This window comes from Bacillus sp. JNUCC-21, from assembly GCF_041222765.1.
Lineage (GTDB): Bacteria > Bacillota > Bacilli > Bacillales > Bacillaceae > Bacillus > Bacillus velezensis.
In genome coordinates this window covers 2,240,102-2,255,855 of sequence record NZ_CP166019.1, presented here as the reverse complement: position 1 = coordinate 2,255,855, position 15,754 = coordinate 2,240,102, and the positions used below count along the sequence as shown (strand labels likewise).

At 36.3% G+C, this 15,754-nt stretch carries 25 protein-coding genes; 22 read left to right on the top strand and 3 right to left on the bottom strand.

Going from position 1 to position 15,754, the window contains the following annotated elements; translation table 11 throughout:
• The first annotated feature begins 9 nt into the window (after window positions 1-9).
• The 8 genes from JNUCC21_RS11195 (at window position 10) to JNUCC21_RS11160 (ending at window position 3,537) form a co-directional block, all read left to right on the top strand.
• Window positions 10-744, top strand: a complete 735-nt coding sequence (locus JNUCC21_RS11195; RefSeq protein WP_163113713.1) for a hypothetical protein — start codon at window positions 10-12, stop codon at window positions 742-744.
• Between the two features lie 385 nt (window positions 745-1,129).
• Window positions 1,130-1,414 carry a hypothetical protein gene (locus JNUCC21_RS11190; RefSeq protein ID WP_072589254.1) on the top strand — a complete coding sequence of 95 codons (285 nt, stop codon included), beginning with the start codon at window positions 1,130-1,132 and terminating at the stop codon, window positions 1,412-1,414.
• A gap of 42 nt (window positions 1,415-1,456) precedes the next feature.
• A complete protein-coding gene (locus tag JNUCC21_RS11185) occupies window positions 1,457-1,651 on the top strand; it encodes a hypothetical protein (protein WP_369878129.1) in 195 nt (64 codons plus the stop codon).
• Between the two features lie 30 nt (window positions 1,652-1,681).
• Complete coding sequence (locus JNUCC21_RS11180; RefSeq protein WP_102422186.1) at window positions 1,682-1,870, top strand: hypothetical protein; 189 nt, start codon at window positions 1,682-1,684, stop codon at window positions 1,868-1,870.
• A 76-nt stretch (window positions 1,871-1,946) separates the two neighbouring features.
• Entirely contained in the window at window positions 1,947-2,573 is a 627-nt protein-coding gene (locus JNUCC21_RS11175) for an SLOG family protein (RefSeq protein WP_369878128.1), read from the top strand.
• Between the two features lie 15 nt (window positions 2,574-2,588).
• Window positions 2,589-2,834 carry a hypothetical protein gene (locus JNUCC21_RS11170; protein ID WP_369878127.1) on the top strand — a complete coding sequence of 82 codons (246 nt, stop codon included), beginning with the start codon at window positions 2,589-2,591 and terminating at the stop codon, window positions 2,832-2,834.
• A gap of 11 nt (window positions 2,835-2,845) precedes the next feature.
• Window positions 2,846-3,136, top strand: a complete 291-nt coding sequence (locus tag JNUCC21_RS11165) for a hypothetical protein (protein ID WP_326157623.1) — start codon at window positions 2,846-2,848, stop codon at window positions 3,134-3,136.
• 185 nt (window positions 3,137-3,321) lie between these two features.
• A complete protein-coding gene (locus JNUCC21_RS11160; protein WP_369878126.1) occupies window positions 3,322-3,537 on the top strand; it encodes a hypothetical protein in 216 nt (71 codons plus the stop codon).
• Window positions 3,538-3,550: 13 nt separating this feature from the next.
• Here JNUCC21_RS11160 and JNUCC21_RS11155 read toward each other — a convergent pair whose 3' ends face one another.
• Window positions 3,551-3,925 carry a YoqO family protein gene (locus tag JNUCC21_RS11155; protein ID WP_369878125.1) on the bottom strand — a complete coding sequence of 125 codons (375 nt, stop codon included), beginning with the start codon at window positions 3,923-3,925 and terminating at the stop codon, window positions 3,551-3,553.
• Window positions 3,926-4,040: 115 nt separating this feature from the next.
• On the opposite strand from JNUCC21_RS11155, the gene JNUCC21_RS11150 reads away from it, so the two are divergent.
• The 5 genes from JNUCC21_RS11150 to JNUCC21_RS11130 all read left to right on the top strand — a co-directional run bounded on the left by JNUCC21_RS11150 (window position 4,041) and on the right by JNUCC21_RS11130 (window position 7,043).
• A complete protein-coding gene (locus JNUCC21_RS11150; RefSeq protein ID WP_369878124.1) occupies window positions 4,041-4,205 on the top strand; it encodes a hypothetical protein in 165 nt (54 codons plus the stop codon).
• Between the two features lie 291 nt (window positions 4,206-4,496).
• Window positions 4,497-4,898 (top strand): hypothetical protein, encoded by a 402-nt coding sequence (locus JNUCC21_RS11145; protein WP_038458650.1) that lies wholly within the window; start codon window positions 4,497-4,499, stop codon window positions 4,896-4,898.
• Between the two features lie 36 nt (window positions 4,899-4,934).
• The gene (locus JNUCC21_RS11140) at window positions 4,935-5,297 is read left to right on the top strand and encodes a hypothetical protein (RefSeq protein ID WP_038458648.1); all 363 of its coding nucleotides are present in this window, start codon (window positions 4,935-4,937) and stop codon (window positions 5,295-5,297) included.
• Window positions 5,298-5,630: 333 nt separating this feature from the next.
• Window positions 5,631-6,467, top strand: coding sequence for a hypothetical protein (locus tag JNUCC21_RS11135; RefSeq protein WP_038458645.1), 837 nt, complete (start codon window positions 5,631-5,633; stop codon window positions 6,465-6,467).
• Window positions 6,468-6,629: 162 nt separating this feature from the next.
• Window positions 6,630-7,043: a hypothetical protein gene (locus JNUCC21_RS11130; RefSeq protein ID WP_163113708.1), complete on the top strand. Its 414-nt coding sequence runs from the start codon at window positions 6,630-6,632 to the stop codon at window positions 7,041-7,043.
• Between the two features lie 65 nt (window positions 7,044-7,108).
• Here the strand turns inward: JNUCC21_RS11130 and JNUCC21_RS11125 are convergent, their stop codons facing one another.
• Entirely contained in the window at window positions 7,109-7,921 is an 813-nt protein-coding gene (locus JNUCC21_RS11125; RefSeq protein WP_038458642.1) for an RNA ligase family protein, read from the bottom strand.
• 69 nt (window positions 7,922-7,990) lie between these two features.
• Window positions 7,991-8,665 (bottom strand): SOS response-associated peptidase, encoded by a 675-nt coding sequence (locus JNUCC21_RS11120; RefSeq protein WP_038458639.1) that lies wholly within the window; start codon window positions 8,663-8,665, stop codon window positions 7,991-7,993.
• 70 nt (window positions 8,666-8,735) lie between these two features.
• On the opposite strand from JNUCC21_RS11120, the gene JNUCC21_RS11115 reads away from it, so the two are divergent.
• The 9 genes from JNUCC21_RS11115 (at window position 8,736) to JNUCC21_RS11075 (ending at window position 15,750) form a co-directional block, all read left to right on the top strand.
• Window positions 8,736-8,957, top strand: a complete 222-nt coding sequence (locus JNUCC21_RS11115) for a hypothetical protein (RefSeq protein ID WP_038458636.1) — start codon at window positions 8,736-8,738, stop codon at window positions 8,955-8,957.
• A 66-nt stretch (window positions 8,958-9,023) separates the two neighbouring features.
• Complete coding sequence (locus JNUCC21_RS11110) at window positions 9,024-9,422, top strand: hypothetical protein (RefSeq protein ID WP_163113779.1); 399 nt, start codon at window positions 9,024-9,026, stop codon at window positions 9,420-9,422.
• Window positions 9,423-9,518: 96 nt separating this feature from the next.
• Window positions 9,519-10,343, top strand: coding sequence for a poly-gamma-glutamate hydrolase family protein (locus tag JNUCC21_RS11105; protein WP_163113707.1), 825 nt, complete (start codon window positions 9,519-9,521; stop codon window positions 10,341-10,343).
• A complete protein-coding gene (locus JNUCC21_RS11100; RefSeq protein WP_163113706.1) occupies window positions 10,340-12,082 on the top strand; it encodes a right-handed parallel beta-helix repeat-containing protein in 1,743 nt (580 codons plus the stop codon). The genes JNUCC21_RS11105 and JNUCC21_RS11100 overlap by 4 nt, the downstream gene beginning before the upstream one ends.
• Window positions 12,083-12,120: 38 nt before the next feature.
• Entirely contained in the window at window positions 12,121-12,507 is a 387-nt protein-coding gene (locus JNUCC21_RS11095) for a hypothetical protein (protein ID WP_160228910.1), read from the top strand.
• 61 nt (window positions 12,508-12,568) lie between these two features.
• Window positions 12,569-13,240: a hypothetical protein gene (locus JNUCC21_RS11090; RefSeq protein ID WP_160228908.1), complete on the top strand. Its 672-nt coding sequence runs from the start codon at window positions 12,569-12,571 to the stop codon at window positions 13,238-13,240.
• A gap of 132 nt (window positions 13,241-13,372) precedes the next feature.
• Complete coding sequence (locus JNUCC21_RS11085) at window positions 13,373-13,747, top strand: hypothetical protein (RefSeq protein WP_160228906.1); 375 nt, start codon at window positions 13,373-13,375, stop codon at window positions 13,745-13,747.
• 28 nt (window positions 13,748-13,775) lie between these two features.
• A complete protein-coding gene (locus JNUCC21_RS11080; RefSeq protein ID WP_160228904.1) occupies window positions 13,776-14,690 on the top strand; it encodes a hypothetical protein in 915 nt (304 codons plus the stop codon).
• Between the two features lie 88 nt (window positions 14,691-14,778).
• Window positions 14,779-15,750 (top strand): ATP-binding protein, encoded by a 972-nt coding sequence (locus JNUCC21_RS11075; protein ID WP_160228902.1) that lies wholly within the window; start codon window positions 14,779-14,781, stop codon window positions 15,748-15,750.
• Window positions 15,751-15,754 lie beyond the last annotated feature (4 nt).

The window sequence follows — 15,754 nt, the reverse complement described above, 5'->3', positions numbered from 1 at the left end:
AGTGGAAAGATGGAATTGTTACAACCAAATCAGTATTTTGAAATGATTAAATCAAAGAAAAATAAGGTTACAGACAAAGAACTTCAAAGATATTACGACAATTGCTTGGTATTACTCAATAAGTATAAGCAAACTAATCAAATTAAAGCTGCAAAGAAACTGATATTCCACTTAGAATCAATAGAAAAAGAACGCGAGATTGTAAAGCTTGGCATTGATACGTTTGTTTATCGAGATGACATTGAAGAATACATAGATAATATTGCAAAAGATACTGTCAAAATTATTGAGCTTGAAAATTACGAACGTGAAATCCCTGATGATGTAATCATTAAATACAACAAAGTGAAAGACAAATTGGATCGGTTTTATGTGGTGTTTACAGATTATACGGGGAAGGTTGAAAGGCAGATCGAAAAAGAACGGAGAGATAAGGATCCAATTTTATTCGGCACTTTTCAAGATGAGTCGAGCGGTACTTTGATTGAACGTTTTTATTTCATAGGCGACTGGGAAGATGAGTATTGTGATCTCACTTTAGATAAGATGATTTCCGAAGTGCAGGAAGTAAAAGAATCAAATATTGCAATGACCATCAATACACCCCAAGATATTGAGCAATTGAAGAAGCAGTTAAATAGCATGGACAAGATACCAAATGGGTTTAGGATGAATAATCTCGGATTTGCAGAGGTTAACGAAAAGAAAAAGTGGTTTAAAAAACTGTTCAAAAAGACGAAGTGATGAAAAGAACAGTTGACCTTACTGAAAATAGAGAGTTCATGAAGATCGGAAGTAACCAGAGCAAGTCATTATTGCAAAGGTACTTAAAGAAGCGAATATACCCATGGAGCATAGAAGCAGTAGTAAGACAGAGCGACCTTTATAGTAACGGCTTATTGTTAACTGGCAACGGCTTTGAAAGAGAAAAACAAAAGGAGACAGCAGCCTTTGAAAAGACGTGTCATTGTTGTGGTAAGTGGGACTCATTCCATATGACGATAACTAAATCAACTCTGTGTAAAAGTTGCGAAGGAATGCTTGATCACAGAGTTGTAGGCAACGTCCCTTGGAGAAAGCAGTTTGGATAAAAGTAAAATTTAAATTAATTTAAAAGAGGGGGATTAAAGTGTTTATTAAAAGTCAAACAAAAAAGATGGTATTAGAAGTGTTTCATAATTCCCTTGATGAGATGTGGGGAAACATCAAGCAGCTAGAAAAGGATGGATGGTCGAGAAATACTCGAACAAGTGTTGCTGGGATTCCCTTACATGAACTTGAACTGTGGAATGATAAGGAGATTGATGAGTTTAAAAGTCTGTATCCTAAAATTAAAGTTCAAGATCCTGATGATTCTGTTTTTAACAACCATCCTTATGTTTTATATACAATACATGAACGTGAGTTTAAATAAAATTGAAGTTTAATAAGAATTCAATAAAAAGGAGAGTTTTCAGTGAACGCAAGGTTACAAGGTTACTTTAAAGAATTAGACACAAATCTAAAGGAATTAGGGATGTCCGATTCATCAGTTGAATATGCACTCCACATTAGGAGTAAATTCGATAAGGTCATTTATAGCTTAAATGAAGTAAAAAACTATTTAGGCGGGGAAGAAATGGCGCGCACATCAGATAAATATTTTCAATAAAAAGACTGTTTTAAAGAAAGGGGAGAGACAATGAGAGTAGGAGATAAAATCTTGCTGAAAAAAGATATTTTATTTAGAGACGGTATTGTCTTGAAAACAGGCAACGTTGTAGAGGTAAAAGGGGTGGGAGAGAGATACGGACTCCCTTTTATTAAACCAAAAGGATATCCACATGAAAGGCAGTTGCAATTTGACGACTTCGAAAAGATTACTCAGTAAAAAGCTGTTTTAAGGGAAAGGGTGAGAAACAATAGTCAACTTCAAAAAACTTAGTGATCCTGAATATATTAAGCAGATGGAAATTGAGAGAAATGAACGTGAGCGGGTATATCAAGAAAAGGAGACTATAAGAAAGAAAACGGTGTGCTTCACTGGTCATAGGCCGAACAAATTGGGTGGATACGATATGAAAAATCCAACAATGCTAAAACTCAAAGAAAAGCTGCTTGAAGTAATTGAAGAATTAATCTCTAAGGAAAACAAGTCCAGGTTCATAACTGGTGGAGCATTAGGAACTGATCAGGCTGCTTGTTGGTGTGTACATATTCTAAAGAAGAAATACCCACATATTAAAAACATAATTGCTACACCTTTCAAAGAACAAGATAAAGTGTGGTCTGAAGAACAAAAAATGTGGTACAAACGTATGCTCGAAGTTGCGGATGAGATTATCAATGTTGAAGAATTGGAGAAATATAAAGTTAGTGGAGCTGTACCAGGTGAGTTTTCACCGGCTAAAATGCAAAAACGAAATGAATACATGATTGATCACAGTGAAGCGATAGTAGCTGTCTACGATGGAAGTAAAAGTGGGACAAGGAACTGTCTGAGTTACGCTAGGAAAACATACTTAGGACATCAAATTTGGAGGCTGCATCCAAAATGTGATTTTGAACTAGAAATTACGTATACAGCAGGGTAATAGGAGGGGTATAAAATGTTAAAAGAAGTTAAGACATTGGTTTTTGATCCAGACATCGTAAAACGTTCAACACCTGTTAAAGTAAGACAGCGGTTTCCAAATGGGAATTGGTCAGAACCAGAACTAGGTTTTGTTCACAATAATAAAGGAGAATCTTTTAGTTTTACAACTTACGATGGACGTTCAAAAACCAATAAAGCTGTTAAGGCAAAAGACGTATTTAAAGGAATTGTGGAAGTCGAAATTGGCAGTTGGGAATAGGGGGAAAGCATGTGAAGTTTAAAATTAAGGGCTGCGATGAGGTTCATGTTGAAATCAATGGGGAAAGAGTTGGTGTAAATTATCTTGAAGAAGGTAGTGTAACTCTAGAACAATATAAGAATACTAGGGCGAATTCCGATGGGTTCGAAGCACTTTATCCCAAACTAAATGATGAGGCGCTTATATACGCAGCTAAGTACCATCTGAAGAATATCTTTTTAAAGAGAAAGCCGGTTACATATGAAGAGTCATTAGCAGCGTGTATGGCTCCCGAACTAATTAAACGATTGGAATCAAAATAAAAGGATTATTTCATTGTAAGGAGGAAGGCACATAGGTTATTTAAAGCACATAATTGATACAGCCTGGTTTAATTTAGTTTGGTTTAGATGGCATCTTGGAGCGGACATAAGCGTATTTGACGGCTGCGGATGGAATACATATAGATATTTAAAGAATAAAAATAAAATAAGTGGAGGTTACAAGGGTGATAAAGAGGAATCTGCTTAGCAACCACGTTGATGAGATTATTGGTGAATATTACGCTGCTAAAGGATATTCAGTCCATAGCATTGAACACCAGGAAAATGGACAACTGATTGTTGTTACGGAACGAGTAGCTGAGGAGAAGGAACAGGTAAAGGTTGATATTGCCTTTGATTTTGTACATAGAAGACCACATAAGAAGAAGTATTTAGCTTAAAAAAGGCAAAGAGTCAAAGCTCTTTACCATTAGGTGTTTTCCTTAGCCGGTTCGCAATGTACTTCATTACGTTTACTGCAATCGACACTAAGGCAATAATCAATGCTATTTCAAATAAAAGAATGTATCCAAAATTTACATTAAGCTCTTCAAAGTAATCGCTGGCAAAAGAGAGGAGTTTATAAATCCCTAGCATAAAAACGATAAAGGAAACACCTAAAATCACAAGTGACTTTTTAGAATAATCTTTAGCGTGTTCAAAATTATAAATCATGATTGATACAAATAACAAACCCGTAGCAATCTTGTGGGATAGCGAATCATCGGCCGAAAATGATTGCACTAATATACTGATGATTAATCCAGTAATACCGATTGTTTTATTCAAGGAATCACCCACTTGTATGTAAGTTAGGTATGAGTTTACCAATTAAAGGGGATTTTCTCAAGGCAATAAACATTAAAGTTAAATTAAAATGCTTTCTCAAGAAAGGGGTGAAAACATGCTTGGTTATCAGAAAGGGAAGCAAGTAAGGTGGCATGAAGATGGAGAAATGGGAATTATATTGTGGACGACAAATCGAGGTTCTGTAGGTGTTGAATGGGACTCTGGTGAATATGGTGAATACAATGAAAAAGTCGATGAGCTATTAATGTTAGCAGATTAATATGTTTTCCGAAAGTTAAACGAAAGCAGTTCATTAAAGGAAGGGTTTAAACAATGATTAAAACAAGGCTATTCGAAGATGAGTATTGTAATGGAGAATGGGTTGAAATTGATAGGTTGATAAACGGTTTCATAAGATCAGAGTCAATTGAAGTTGTTGATATAAAATACAATTCCTTTAATGCTGGTCGAACTCATAGTACAGCGCTGCTTATCTATAGAGAAGAGATTTAAGGTCATCAGACAGTGATGATGAAATCGTGATTTTAAACAGAATTGGAGGCCTTGATACATGGGTTTATATGTAACACACGGAGCATTCGATGGGGCGTACTCGTCATTCAATAATCTTAGAAGATTTTTATTAAAATCAATTGGAGGGAGTTGGCCACCACATGATAACCAAAAATTTAAGGATGGTTATTGGTACTTTGGCAAAGGCTATTCAACAATAACCCATAAGGGGCTAACAGAGTTTTTCGGTCATTCAGATTGTGATGGTGTAATTACACCTGAAATGTGTAAAGTTGTTGCAGAGGAATTAGAAGCCATCTTACCCTATGCAGAAGAGTTGGCAAATGTGGAAATGCCTCATGATTATATGTTGCCTAATAGATACATAGAAACTTTAAAACAGTTTATCAATGGGTGTAGATTGGCATTTGAGTTGAATGAGCCATTAGAGTTCAGATAAAAGATAGTTTTCAAAGTGAAAATGGGGGAAGTAACAATGAAAAAATTTGAAGAAATCATTAAGCAAAAATCAGTACTTCTGAACGAATGGGAAGGAAAAGAAAAGGTTGACGTTTTGTCAGACTTTGAAGAAAAAGAAACTGATGTAAACATTCTGTTTGCCTCTTATGATGGCGACATTTGTGAAGGGCACGCTTGGGTTCTATTTGAAGAGAGAGGGAAATTGTTCGAGGTTAATGGTTCCCACTGTTCATGCCACGGTTTAGAAGATCAGTGGGAACCTGAAGAGGTTACTCTCAATGTTTTAGAACACAGGTTGTTGAATGGAACATTTGGAGAACCGGATTTTAAGGAAGAGTTATGTGACTTTTTGGGTGTTGAATTTAAATTAAACCACTAGAAGATCGCTATCTAAAGCAGTAACCATATAGATAACGATCATAGAGAGAATATCAATCTCTCCAGCGGCGCCTTTTCTCAAAGTCATTGGGATACTCATTCTGCTTTGGCTTGGACTTGAATACAAGCCAAATTACAGCAGCTAGCATGTAATCCATGACTTTATCAAAAGTCCAATTTGTGAAAAGATCCATTAGAATTTTCATTGCCTTTCACCTCCCAAGAATGCCCTATCTCTCTTAGATGGCATGCGTAAGACATGCCTCTATTAATAAAAGAGTGAAAAGCAATATGAAAATCAAAAAAACTTTTAAAAAATATTGAGGTGGGATAAATAATGGAAACTAAGGCGAACACAAATACAAAGATTCACGTATTGGCTGATGAAAAACTAGGTGGCATCAAGCGGGAATACATCGAGGTCGATAGGAAGGCGGAGGTTGGCGAAAGGATAATTATTGTTGAGGCAGACTGTCAATCAGAATATAGAAACGGTGATAGGGCGTTTGTCAGTCGATTTGTAAAAGACGACTCAAAATTCGGTCATTATGCGGAATCTATTCTCGCAAATGGGCAATCGATTGCCTTATATGATCGCGAATACCACGTACTCGAACCGACAGACATCGTTCACATTGGCGGGCAGCGCTACGAAATGGTCGATCGCAAAGCGGAAGTGGGCGAGAAGATTATCGTTGACATACCTGATCAATGTATAGGGAACGATAAGGAGGTCGGTATCGTGGGTACGGTTAGATCGCGTTATTCTGACGGAGATGTAGGCGTAAAAAGTATTGGGCTGGTGTTTGGTGATGAATATCGCGTACTCGTTCCATTAGATGAACATAAAGATACCATTGAAAATAAAAATAGTGCATACAAAGAATTGAAAAATCTCATACATAATGAATTAGGTATTTCAAGACAAGACGTACAAGAAATGATTAGTATTGCGGTTTCTAATGAAGTTCAGAAGATGTCTGAGTCAGGAAAACTGGATAGAGTTGCGGGAGAAAAGATTGAATCACTTATTGCAGAAGGTTTTGGAAATGGAAGTCGGCTGCTGCATGGATTTAAAGAAAGGGTGTCACAAACAGTTTCCAATGAGGTAGGTAAGCGTATTGCAAATGTATTGAACATTAATGTGGAATTAAAGGAGGAAAGAAATTGACCAAACACGAGCGAGAAGACTATTTAAACAGGCTTGCTGATTACGGGTTAACAGAAGAAGAGGACGATGCAATGACAAATATTATGGACGATTTAGAACTTGATTGGTGATCAAATTTGGATCAAAATAAAATATTTATTTTAATGAAAGGAGGCAACCAAATTGCCAAATCAAGAGCAAATAAAACGCATGAATGATATTAATGACTTGATAAAGCTAATTGCTGATATTGATAGACGCACTTTCTTCTGTAAGCAAATGAATCGCAAAGCGTATTTCAGGTTTAAGAAGAAACTATTCTTCGTTGATGATTATACGGGGGCTGATGTTTATCCATATGAAATGGGGTACGGTAGTCCAAACGGCTTTTCGCATGGAGGAAACATGTGGCAACTGGTCAACAGTTTTAGAAAGTTCATTATAACAGGGAAATGCGGCGAACTGAGGGATTATAAAGAAATATGGGCTTACAGCTATGAAGGATGCATGAAAATCCGTCAGAAGGCAAAAGAAATAGGGTTTATAGAGAGTGTTGATTATGCTTATAGCTTCGATGATTGGATGATAACTTATTGATCAATGTACTAAATTTTCACTCGGATTTTAAAAGCTAGGCTCTAAGGAGCTATGTAACGGAGAGATTACACTCTCCAGGATTCGAAGGAAGGAATACGGAGTTTACCGTGCTTAGTCTTAAATCTGTGCTTAACCTTACATAATATAGGCTCAATAAATACATATTCTTCAGATTCAGACTGTACTTGTTTCATAGAATGAAATTTGCCGCGTTCTGCATGGGGCATGAATTCCATAAATCCAGCTGCTGTTCCATCAGGATAAGACAGAAGGAATTTTATATCCTTTTTGGTGTAGCCGGTAATAAGAACTTCGGTGTAATCGTAATTGATCACTTTGAGCCAATTATGTGAACGTTTATTGATCTCATAAGGGGAGTCAGCTTTTTTGAGTACGATTCCCTCTAAATTCTTTTCTTTGGCCAGGTTGAAGTAAGCGAGTCCGTTACCTTGAATTCCTTCGATTACAAAGACATTAGGATGATTTAACTCAAGTGAGTTCAGGACTATCTTACGCTCAGTGATTGGCTTAGCTGCTATTGACTGACCGTCTTTATAGATAACATCAAAAACACAGTAAACAATCTTATGAGCTGACTTTTTGGACATGAAACGTTCCATTACAGCTTCAAAGTCAGGAGCACCACCTGAGGCAGCTACAATAACTTCACCATCGAGTACTGTTCCATCTGGAATATCTAAGTCCAAGAGTTCTGGAAACTTGCTTGTTACTTCGTTGTTGTGACGAGTGTATAGCTTAATCTGATTATCAAATTTAGAAAGGATGAGTCTGATTCCATCAAATTTGAGCTCAGTGATATAGTTCTCGTCGTCAAATGGCTCTTTTATTGAATGCAATAACATTGGCGATACAAACAAAATATCACCTCCTACTTAGAACATAATAGCTAAGCGAAGGTGATATATAAAGCAAAATGACTGTGGTACTTAATGGGATTCAATGAGCTCAGGTGAATTGTTTTTAGGTGAATTCACTAAAGATGAAACTTGATAAGCCTCCATGTCATCAGCGTCATAGGGCATCAGTAAGCTTTGAAGATAATCAGGATCCGTGTTTTTGGGGTTTAGCCATTCCTTTTCGTTCTCATCAGTAAGGATAACCGGCATACGATCATGTATGTCCTCCATAAGCTCATTGGGCTTTGTAGTAATGATTGTGCAGGTGAATAACGAATTGCCTTCAGGTGTATTCCACTTTTCATATAAGCCGGCAAATGCAAAGAGATTAGAGGATTTAAGCTTAATCCGCATAGGAATCTTAGTCTTTGGATCAAGACGCTTCCATTCATAAAAACTGTCCGCAGGGATAATGCAGCGTTTGCTGACAAGCGGCTTTCTAAAGCTTGCTTTCTCGGCCAATGTTTCAGCACGAGCATTAATCATTTTATAGCCGATCTTTTCATCCTTAGCCCAGGGAGGAATAAGACCCCATTTCAGCTTACCCAGACGGTTGTTTGATCCATCATTAATGATTGTCAGGATGTTCTGTGAAGGAGCTACATTATAGCTTGGATGGTATTCGTTCTCAGACAAAAATTGATCTATATTGAACTGTTCGATGATGTCGTCAAACTCAGAGAATAAAGTGAACCTGCCACACATGTTCATCATCCTTTAGGGTTTTTGAATATTGTACAGGCTTGATACACGAAAATCAAAAAGGAGGAATGTGATGAAGCAGCAAACAGTTGAGGTTAAAGAAGTGGATGTGTTAATTAGAGGGATATGGACAAAGAAGAAGTTCACTGATATTAAAAAGGGGCAAACTTTTAAGATTGAGGAAAATGGGAAGGTAACGAAGTACATAGCTAAAACAGATCCCTATTGGGATGAGATGTACGAGGCTTACATAATTGATTTATTTAATAAAAATAAAATAAGTGTATCGAGGTGATTGAAGACAGATAGCTTTAATGAAGGTGAAACAGAGATTTTAAATACATTTAAAAAGGAGAAACGGATGAATTTATATGAAATTATGTTAAAACACTTTGCTCCTAGAGGAAGTGAACGGGGTATCTTTACATACTTGCTTGCTAGATCTAATGAAGAAGTATATGAATGGCTGAAAACTAACCCGTCCCTTTCTGACGGCAGATATTTATGTACATCTTTCGAAGACTATGAAACCGACAACAAAACGTTTGAAATTTATAATGACGACTATGAAATTGTAGGGCACGAAACGTATAGAGAAAGAATAATTCGATTAAAAGGTGATTTGAATGATGGTGATGTAGAGTTAACTGATTTGTATTACGGTCAAACATTAGTCGGGTGGGACGTAGTGAAAGCAAATATATCAGGGGAACAAATGGAATTGCTAAAGGATTCAGGAATCAGTATTGAGTCTAAATAAAAGTAATTTTTTATTTAAGGGGGTGATAACAATGTGAGTTACCTATGTGATTTGAGTTTTAAGAATAAAACAAAAATAAAAAGGAGTGGTTATTAATTGTTGAGGATTAAAAACAGAATAGAGGAAATGTTAAAAAAGATTGAAGAGGCAGAGAGGGTTTGCTATGACGGGCGCTCCCAACTCTGCATGCATCGTATCACTACGAAGCTATTAAAGTGTATCACAGTTAAGAAGACTTTTCCAGTCCTGGTGACTGCTCTGGTTTCATTCCTGAATCCATTGAGTATTTTAGCAGCGGACAAGTATCGCAACTTTGAAGAGCTTAAAGCGAATGAATCACCGTTCAATTTTAGTGTATTCTCAAAAGAGCAGGGCACTGATGTATTAATTCTTGCTCCCCATGGAGGTGGCATAGAAGGGGGAACAAGTGAGCTTGCAGAGGAATTAAGCGAAACATACTCTACATATCTTTTTGAAGCTTTAAAGACACCAGGAGCATTTGATTTACATTTAACCAGTACAAATTTCGATGAACCTCAAGCACTTGAAATGTTGAAGGAGCATGAGTTCACACTGTCACTTCACGGCTACGCAAGCAATGATCAACATGTTTTAGTTGGCGGCACAGATCGGAACAAAGCTGAAGCGATAACAATCACATTAAATAATGCCGGCTACTCTGCAGAGCTTCTTGATGAGGGGACAAGGTTATCTGGCAGCAGTCCAAATAACGTGGCCAATAAAAATAAAACAGGAAAGAGCATTCAGCTGGAGTTGAGCACTGGACTGCGCAAATCAATGTTTAACACCTTTTCTCTGAAAGGACGCTCTGGTACAAGAAATGAGACCTTTTATAACTTCATTCACACTCTATCAGGGTTTCTCAATGAAAATGTAGAAGGGAAGGGTTTGACAACATGAACATTCAGCAGCCCTTATACTATTTTGTTGATGCTCTGGATTGGGGAATTGATGATAAAGGGTCAAATGCAATTGAAACAACAGAAGGGTTAAACCGTGCTTTAGAATACGCAAGCTCAAAATCATTTTATAAAGTATATGTTCCAAAAGGTATCTACCTAATTGATGCAGTTAATACGTCAAGGCGGTTGCCTGAATTTGGCGGAGGTATTAATGTACCGTCTAATATTGAGTTAATACTTCATCCAGAGGCTTTATTTAAAGTGCAACCAAATGATTCTCAAGGCTACTCCTGTTTTTATATCGGCCAAGCAAGTAATGTTACGATTCGTGGCGGTCAAATTATTGGCGATCGATATGAACATGATTACTCGAAAATCAATGCAATTCAAAGAACACATGAATGGGGATACGGTATACATGTTCACGGTAGTAGCAATGTGTTAATTGACGGCGTGAGTGTCTCTAATTGTATTGGAGATAACATTTGGATAGCAGCAGAAGGAATGATGAACACTTCAGGAACATATACACCTTCAAAGAATGTAACCGTTCGAAAGTGTACGCTTTTAAGAGGGAGAAGAAATAATCTGGCTACCAATGGTTGTGAAGGTCTTCTTGTCGATGACTGTGATATAGAGGAGGCTGGCGGAGATACAATTGGGCCACAATTAGGAATTGATTTAGAGGGCTTTGGAGAAAACGGAATTAAATACGATCACCCCTATAAATTAACTGTGCGAAACTGCAGGTTTAAAAATAATGGACGTGGATCCGTTACAGCTCACACAAGCGGCAAGGTAATTATTGAAGGAAACTACAGCGACCATGTTATTTCCTATGGATATAGCACGGATGTCAGTATCAAAAATAACAAGATCATCAATGAAAAGGAAATTAAGACATATGGGATTGACTCGGTAGGTGTTTCAAGTACTGAGTCTGGAAACAGAGTTCAAATTGATGGCAATACGATCAGTGGCTTTGAAGTGGGTATTTGTGTAAGAGGAAAGGGTGGCACAGTATCAAATAACACTTTTGAAAAAATAAAAGCATGCCCTATTGCAACACATCAAGCAGAGGACTTTTTAATTACGGACAACAGGATAGAAAACAGTGATTGTGTTCAAGTCCAGGTTAGAAACTCAAATGATATTAAGGTTGTGAACACCAAAGGAAAAGGAACGAGCTCATCATATGCTGCAAAGATAATGGATTCTACCCGAATCAGTCTTGTTAATAATGAGTTTGCTAATGTATATGGTGGAATTTATTGCGAAAGGTCTCAGTCAGTTCGTTTAAAGGGAAATGACTTGTTGTTAAGTGGGAGTGGATACGGCATCTTTTGGGATAAAGACTCTTCTGTCTCACTACATCGAAATGAAATTCATGAGCCTAGGAATGTTGCAATTAAAGGCACTCCTGAGAAATACAGTTGCCAGATTAGTGAGAATCAGATTTATTTCTGTAAATCATTGATCGCTATCCAACTAACTGGGGGTTCAGAACACATGTTAAAGGATAATGAGATTATGTTTAATCGTTCAGCAGATCAAGGATATGGCGTTTATTTGGAGAATACAAACAAGGTACGTCTCGTAAGGAACGATGTTTATGTAATTGGAGGAAGGCTGCTATCCCATCCTTTTTACACAGAAAAAGCAAAGAATACAACCTTAGTTCAGAACACATATAATAGTGGAACACTGAAGACTGCAGAAGGAGATATTGTAGTCTAAATAAAACTGTAGTTTTAACAAGTTTAGGAGATGGATATATGGCCAATATTTTAACCAAAGAACAAGATGAAGCAATCCGGTATTTCAAGAACAAGCTGAACATATCTGAAAAACTGTACATATCCCTGATTAATTTTAATCTGCTTAGAGATAAACACGAAGACTTTGGTAATAGACTATATGAGCTTTATAAGACAGACCCTTATCTGTATATCAGAGCCCTTAAAGAAGGTTATGTGGTTGATCAGCCAATTGAATTTAATGAAGCAATTGTGCGGTTCTATGATGGTGAAGAACTTGCTGTGATCCATAAGACTACTGGGAAGAGATATAACGTGAATATAAAAATGAAAAAGCTTCCTGACGGTTTTACGCTACAAACAATGAACATGTGGTCGTGGAGTGAGATTATAAATAAAATTTAAACTGATAATGCTAGCAATTTTAGTTATAATGAAGTCACATGGTAATGTTTGGAGGGGTATTGTGTCAAAATCATATGTTCTATGGGGCTTCATTGTACTATTATTAGCTTGTTTTTCATTTTTATCAGATGTAATAACTGTAACAGGTTATAATTTCATCTATTGGTTTCAGAATCAAATTCCTGAATCGGTAGTGATCATAGTATTGTTTTTTATTATTATTGGTTTAATTTATTGGGTAAAAACTATTTATAGGCAAAACAACAAACTAAAAAGAAAAGCAAAAGAACTTGAAAACAAAGTTTTAGAACTTGAAAACAAAGTTTTAGAACTTGAGGCAGAAAGATTGAGCAAGGCTGATAAAAGTTTGCTAGAAGAATTTTTACAAACGTTTAATGACAAATTATATAATTTTATTGAGATGTTAGTTGAGACTCGGCAATTATCATTTAACCAAATGCAGAACTTAGAAAATGATGCCCTTCTTTTTGGATATCCTCATAAAAAGTTTCAAAACGAACGACTTGAGAGCGCTAAAAGAATCCTTTTGGATAGACTGAACTCTTTTCTTGATTTTTATTCTACACATACCATAAGCACTGCTGCTCCAACAATCGTTAGATTTAAGTCAAAAACAGAAAAAGACGAAAAGGATTATCAAACAAAGCTAAAAGAGTTCTATGAGAGTTGGGAAACATTTATGAAAGTTGTTGGAAATGAAACACGTAAGTAGGATCATATCAGCCAGTTAGTGCTGGCTGATATATAATTTTTTATTTTTAAGAATAAAAATAAAATAGTTATTGACCATTTTGTTTGGATGATGTAAGATTAAATTATCCCATAGAGAGAAAGGAGGAAAGAGATGAAAAAGGAATTAAAGATACTGAATGTATCTGACGAAGCCTTACATACCTACAAAAATGACGTCAAAAGGAATTACGACATTGACGAAGACCAAGCAAGAAGAAAATTAACCAGGAATGTGATGCTGGTAAATGAATTTAAACCACAAGGAATTAAAAGGGGTCTTTTTTCTAAAACATACTCATATGGAAACTTAAAGATCACAATTCGGCATGGAACAGTAATAAGGATAGAAAATGTAAAAGGTGATCCTGAACCTTGGAACTTTCCAAAAAAGAGATACATAGAATTAAACAAGCTACTGGGTATCAAGGATTGTAAGTTTAGTAGTAAGTCTCATTATAGGCATTTTAAGAGTAAAAATAAAATATAAACGAAAAAGAAAGAGGTTGATTATTTAAATGGCAGAAAATAAAACAGTATTACGTGAAGCATCAAATGTTGTAACTATTGAGGGGATACTTGCAGAGGTAAGACACACTGAGTGGAAAAGCGGCAAGGGTTTAAATATTGAATTAGATATTGAGGTAGCACCAAATGAAGTACATACAGTGAAGGGCTTTTCAAAATATAAGAAAGCTGATGGCACAGATAATGCTATTGCCAAAGGTTATCAAACCATTATCAGTGAATATAAGTCCATTGCAGAACACGGGAGAGATCAAGCTGATAAAGTGAGAATTACCCAAGGAAAGATTGGATTGAACGAATATTGCTCACAAGGAATTTTAAAGGCGTATCCACAGTTAACGACTAACTTTGTAAATAGACTGGACGCCAATGAAGAATTCAATCCAAGAGCAGAATTTGATGTTGAGCTGTTTGTAAAGAATGTAACCGAAGAAAAAGTAAAAGGTGAAGAAACGGGCAGAGTTAATTTAAATGGTTATATTCCTTTATATGGTGGGAAAGTAATTCCGTTTGAATTTGTAGTCACAAAAGAAGGGTCTCATTACGTTGAAAATAATTATGAAAAAGGGTCTACGGTTAACGTTTTTGGGAAGATTATTAACTTTAAAGAGCAAAAAGTAACGACCAAGACAGCAGCATTTGGCGAAGACAAGAAAGAAATCACTATTAATTCGAAAAGAGAGTACCTAATTACAGGTGGCGATGATCCATATGACGAGGATAGCAAAAATGCTTTTAATGCAGATGCAATTAAAAAAGCGTTGACTGAAAGAGAGATTTACCTAGATGAGCTTAAGAATGAAAGTGGCAATGAGAATAATAAAAAGTCTGGGTTTGGCGGAAGCGCTCCTAATAACAAGCCTTCAAAGCCGGTTGAAATTTCAGATGATGACCTTCCTTTTTAATGGATAAAAATAAAATAATTTAACTGAAAATACATAACTGGGGTGGGCTTTGACTCACCCATCAAATTATAATTAAAGGAGAGTTTAAATGGCAATCGATATTTTTAATCCTCAAGTTTCAGTAGTCGCAAAAGGTTTAGAAGGAAAAGTTATTACTATCTATGGTTCTAACAACTTGGGTAAGACAAAACAAAGCACACGAATGAAGAAGCCATTATACTTGCCATTTGAAAAAGGTTTGAATGCCATCGCAGGCGTTAAATTTATGGCTATTAATAGCTGGGCGGATTTTAAGAAGGTTAATAAACAGTTAACCAAAAATGCAGAAAAGGCAAAAGAAACGTACCAGACAATTATTGTTGATGAAGTAGATGCATTTGCTAAATATGCAACCAGATATGTTTGTGAGCAATATGATGTAGAACGGATTAAAGATGGAAACGATGGGTTTGGTCTTTGGAAAGAGTATGAAACAGAAGTTTGGGAAGAAATTAATAAATTAATTGGTGTAGGGTTTACCGTAATCTTTATTGCTCATGCTGCAGAGGACAAAAAAGGAAAGGTTTATCCTAAGGGTGATAAACGTGTATTGGCCCCTGTTATTGATAACAGTGATATTGTACTTTATCTAAGCTCTAATGGTGTTGATGAAGATAGAAAGGTTATCAAATCAAGCGCCTGGTTGGCTGAAACAGATGAGCATTTTGCACGCAGCCGATTCGATTACATTGACACATATCTCCCTGAGTTCACTGCAGAGAGTCTGGAAAAAGCCATCATAGAAGCAGTTGAAAGACAGGAAGAAGCAGAAGGTATTGTTGCTGTTACATATGAAGAGCAAAAACAAAACAACGCTTCAGAAGAGCTTGATTACGACTCATTGATGGAGCAAATCAAAGAAGTTGGAATTAAGCTCAATGGAGAAGGACGATTGGAAGAGGTTAATGAGATTACAGAGAAGCATTTAGGCAAGGGAGTAAAAGTGACTGAATGCAGCCGCAAACAAGTAAACGTTATGTCTGTAATTTTGGATGACCTAAAAGATCTTCTATCTAAATAGACTG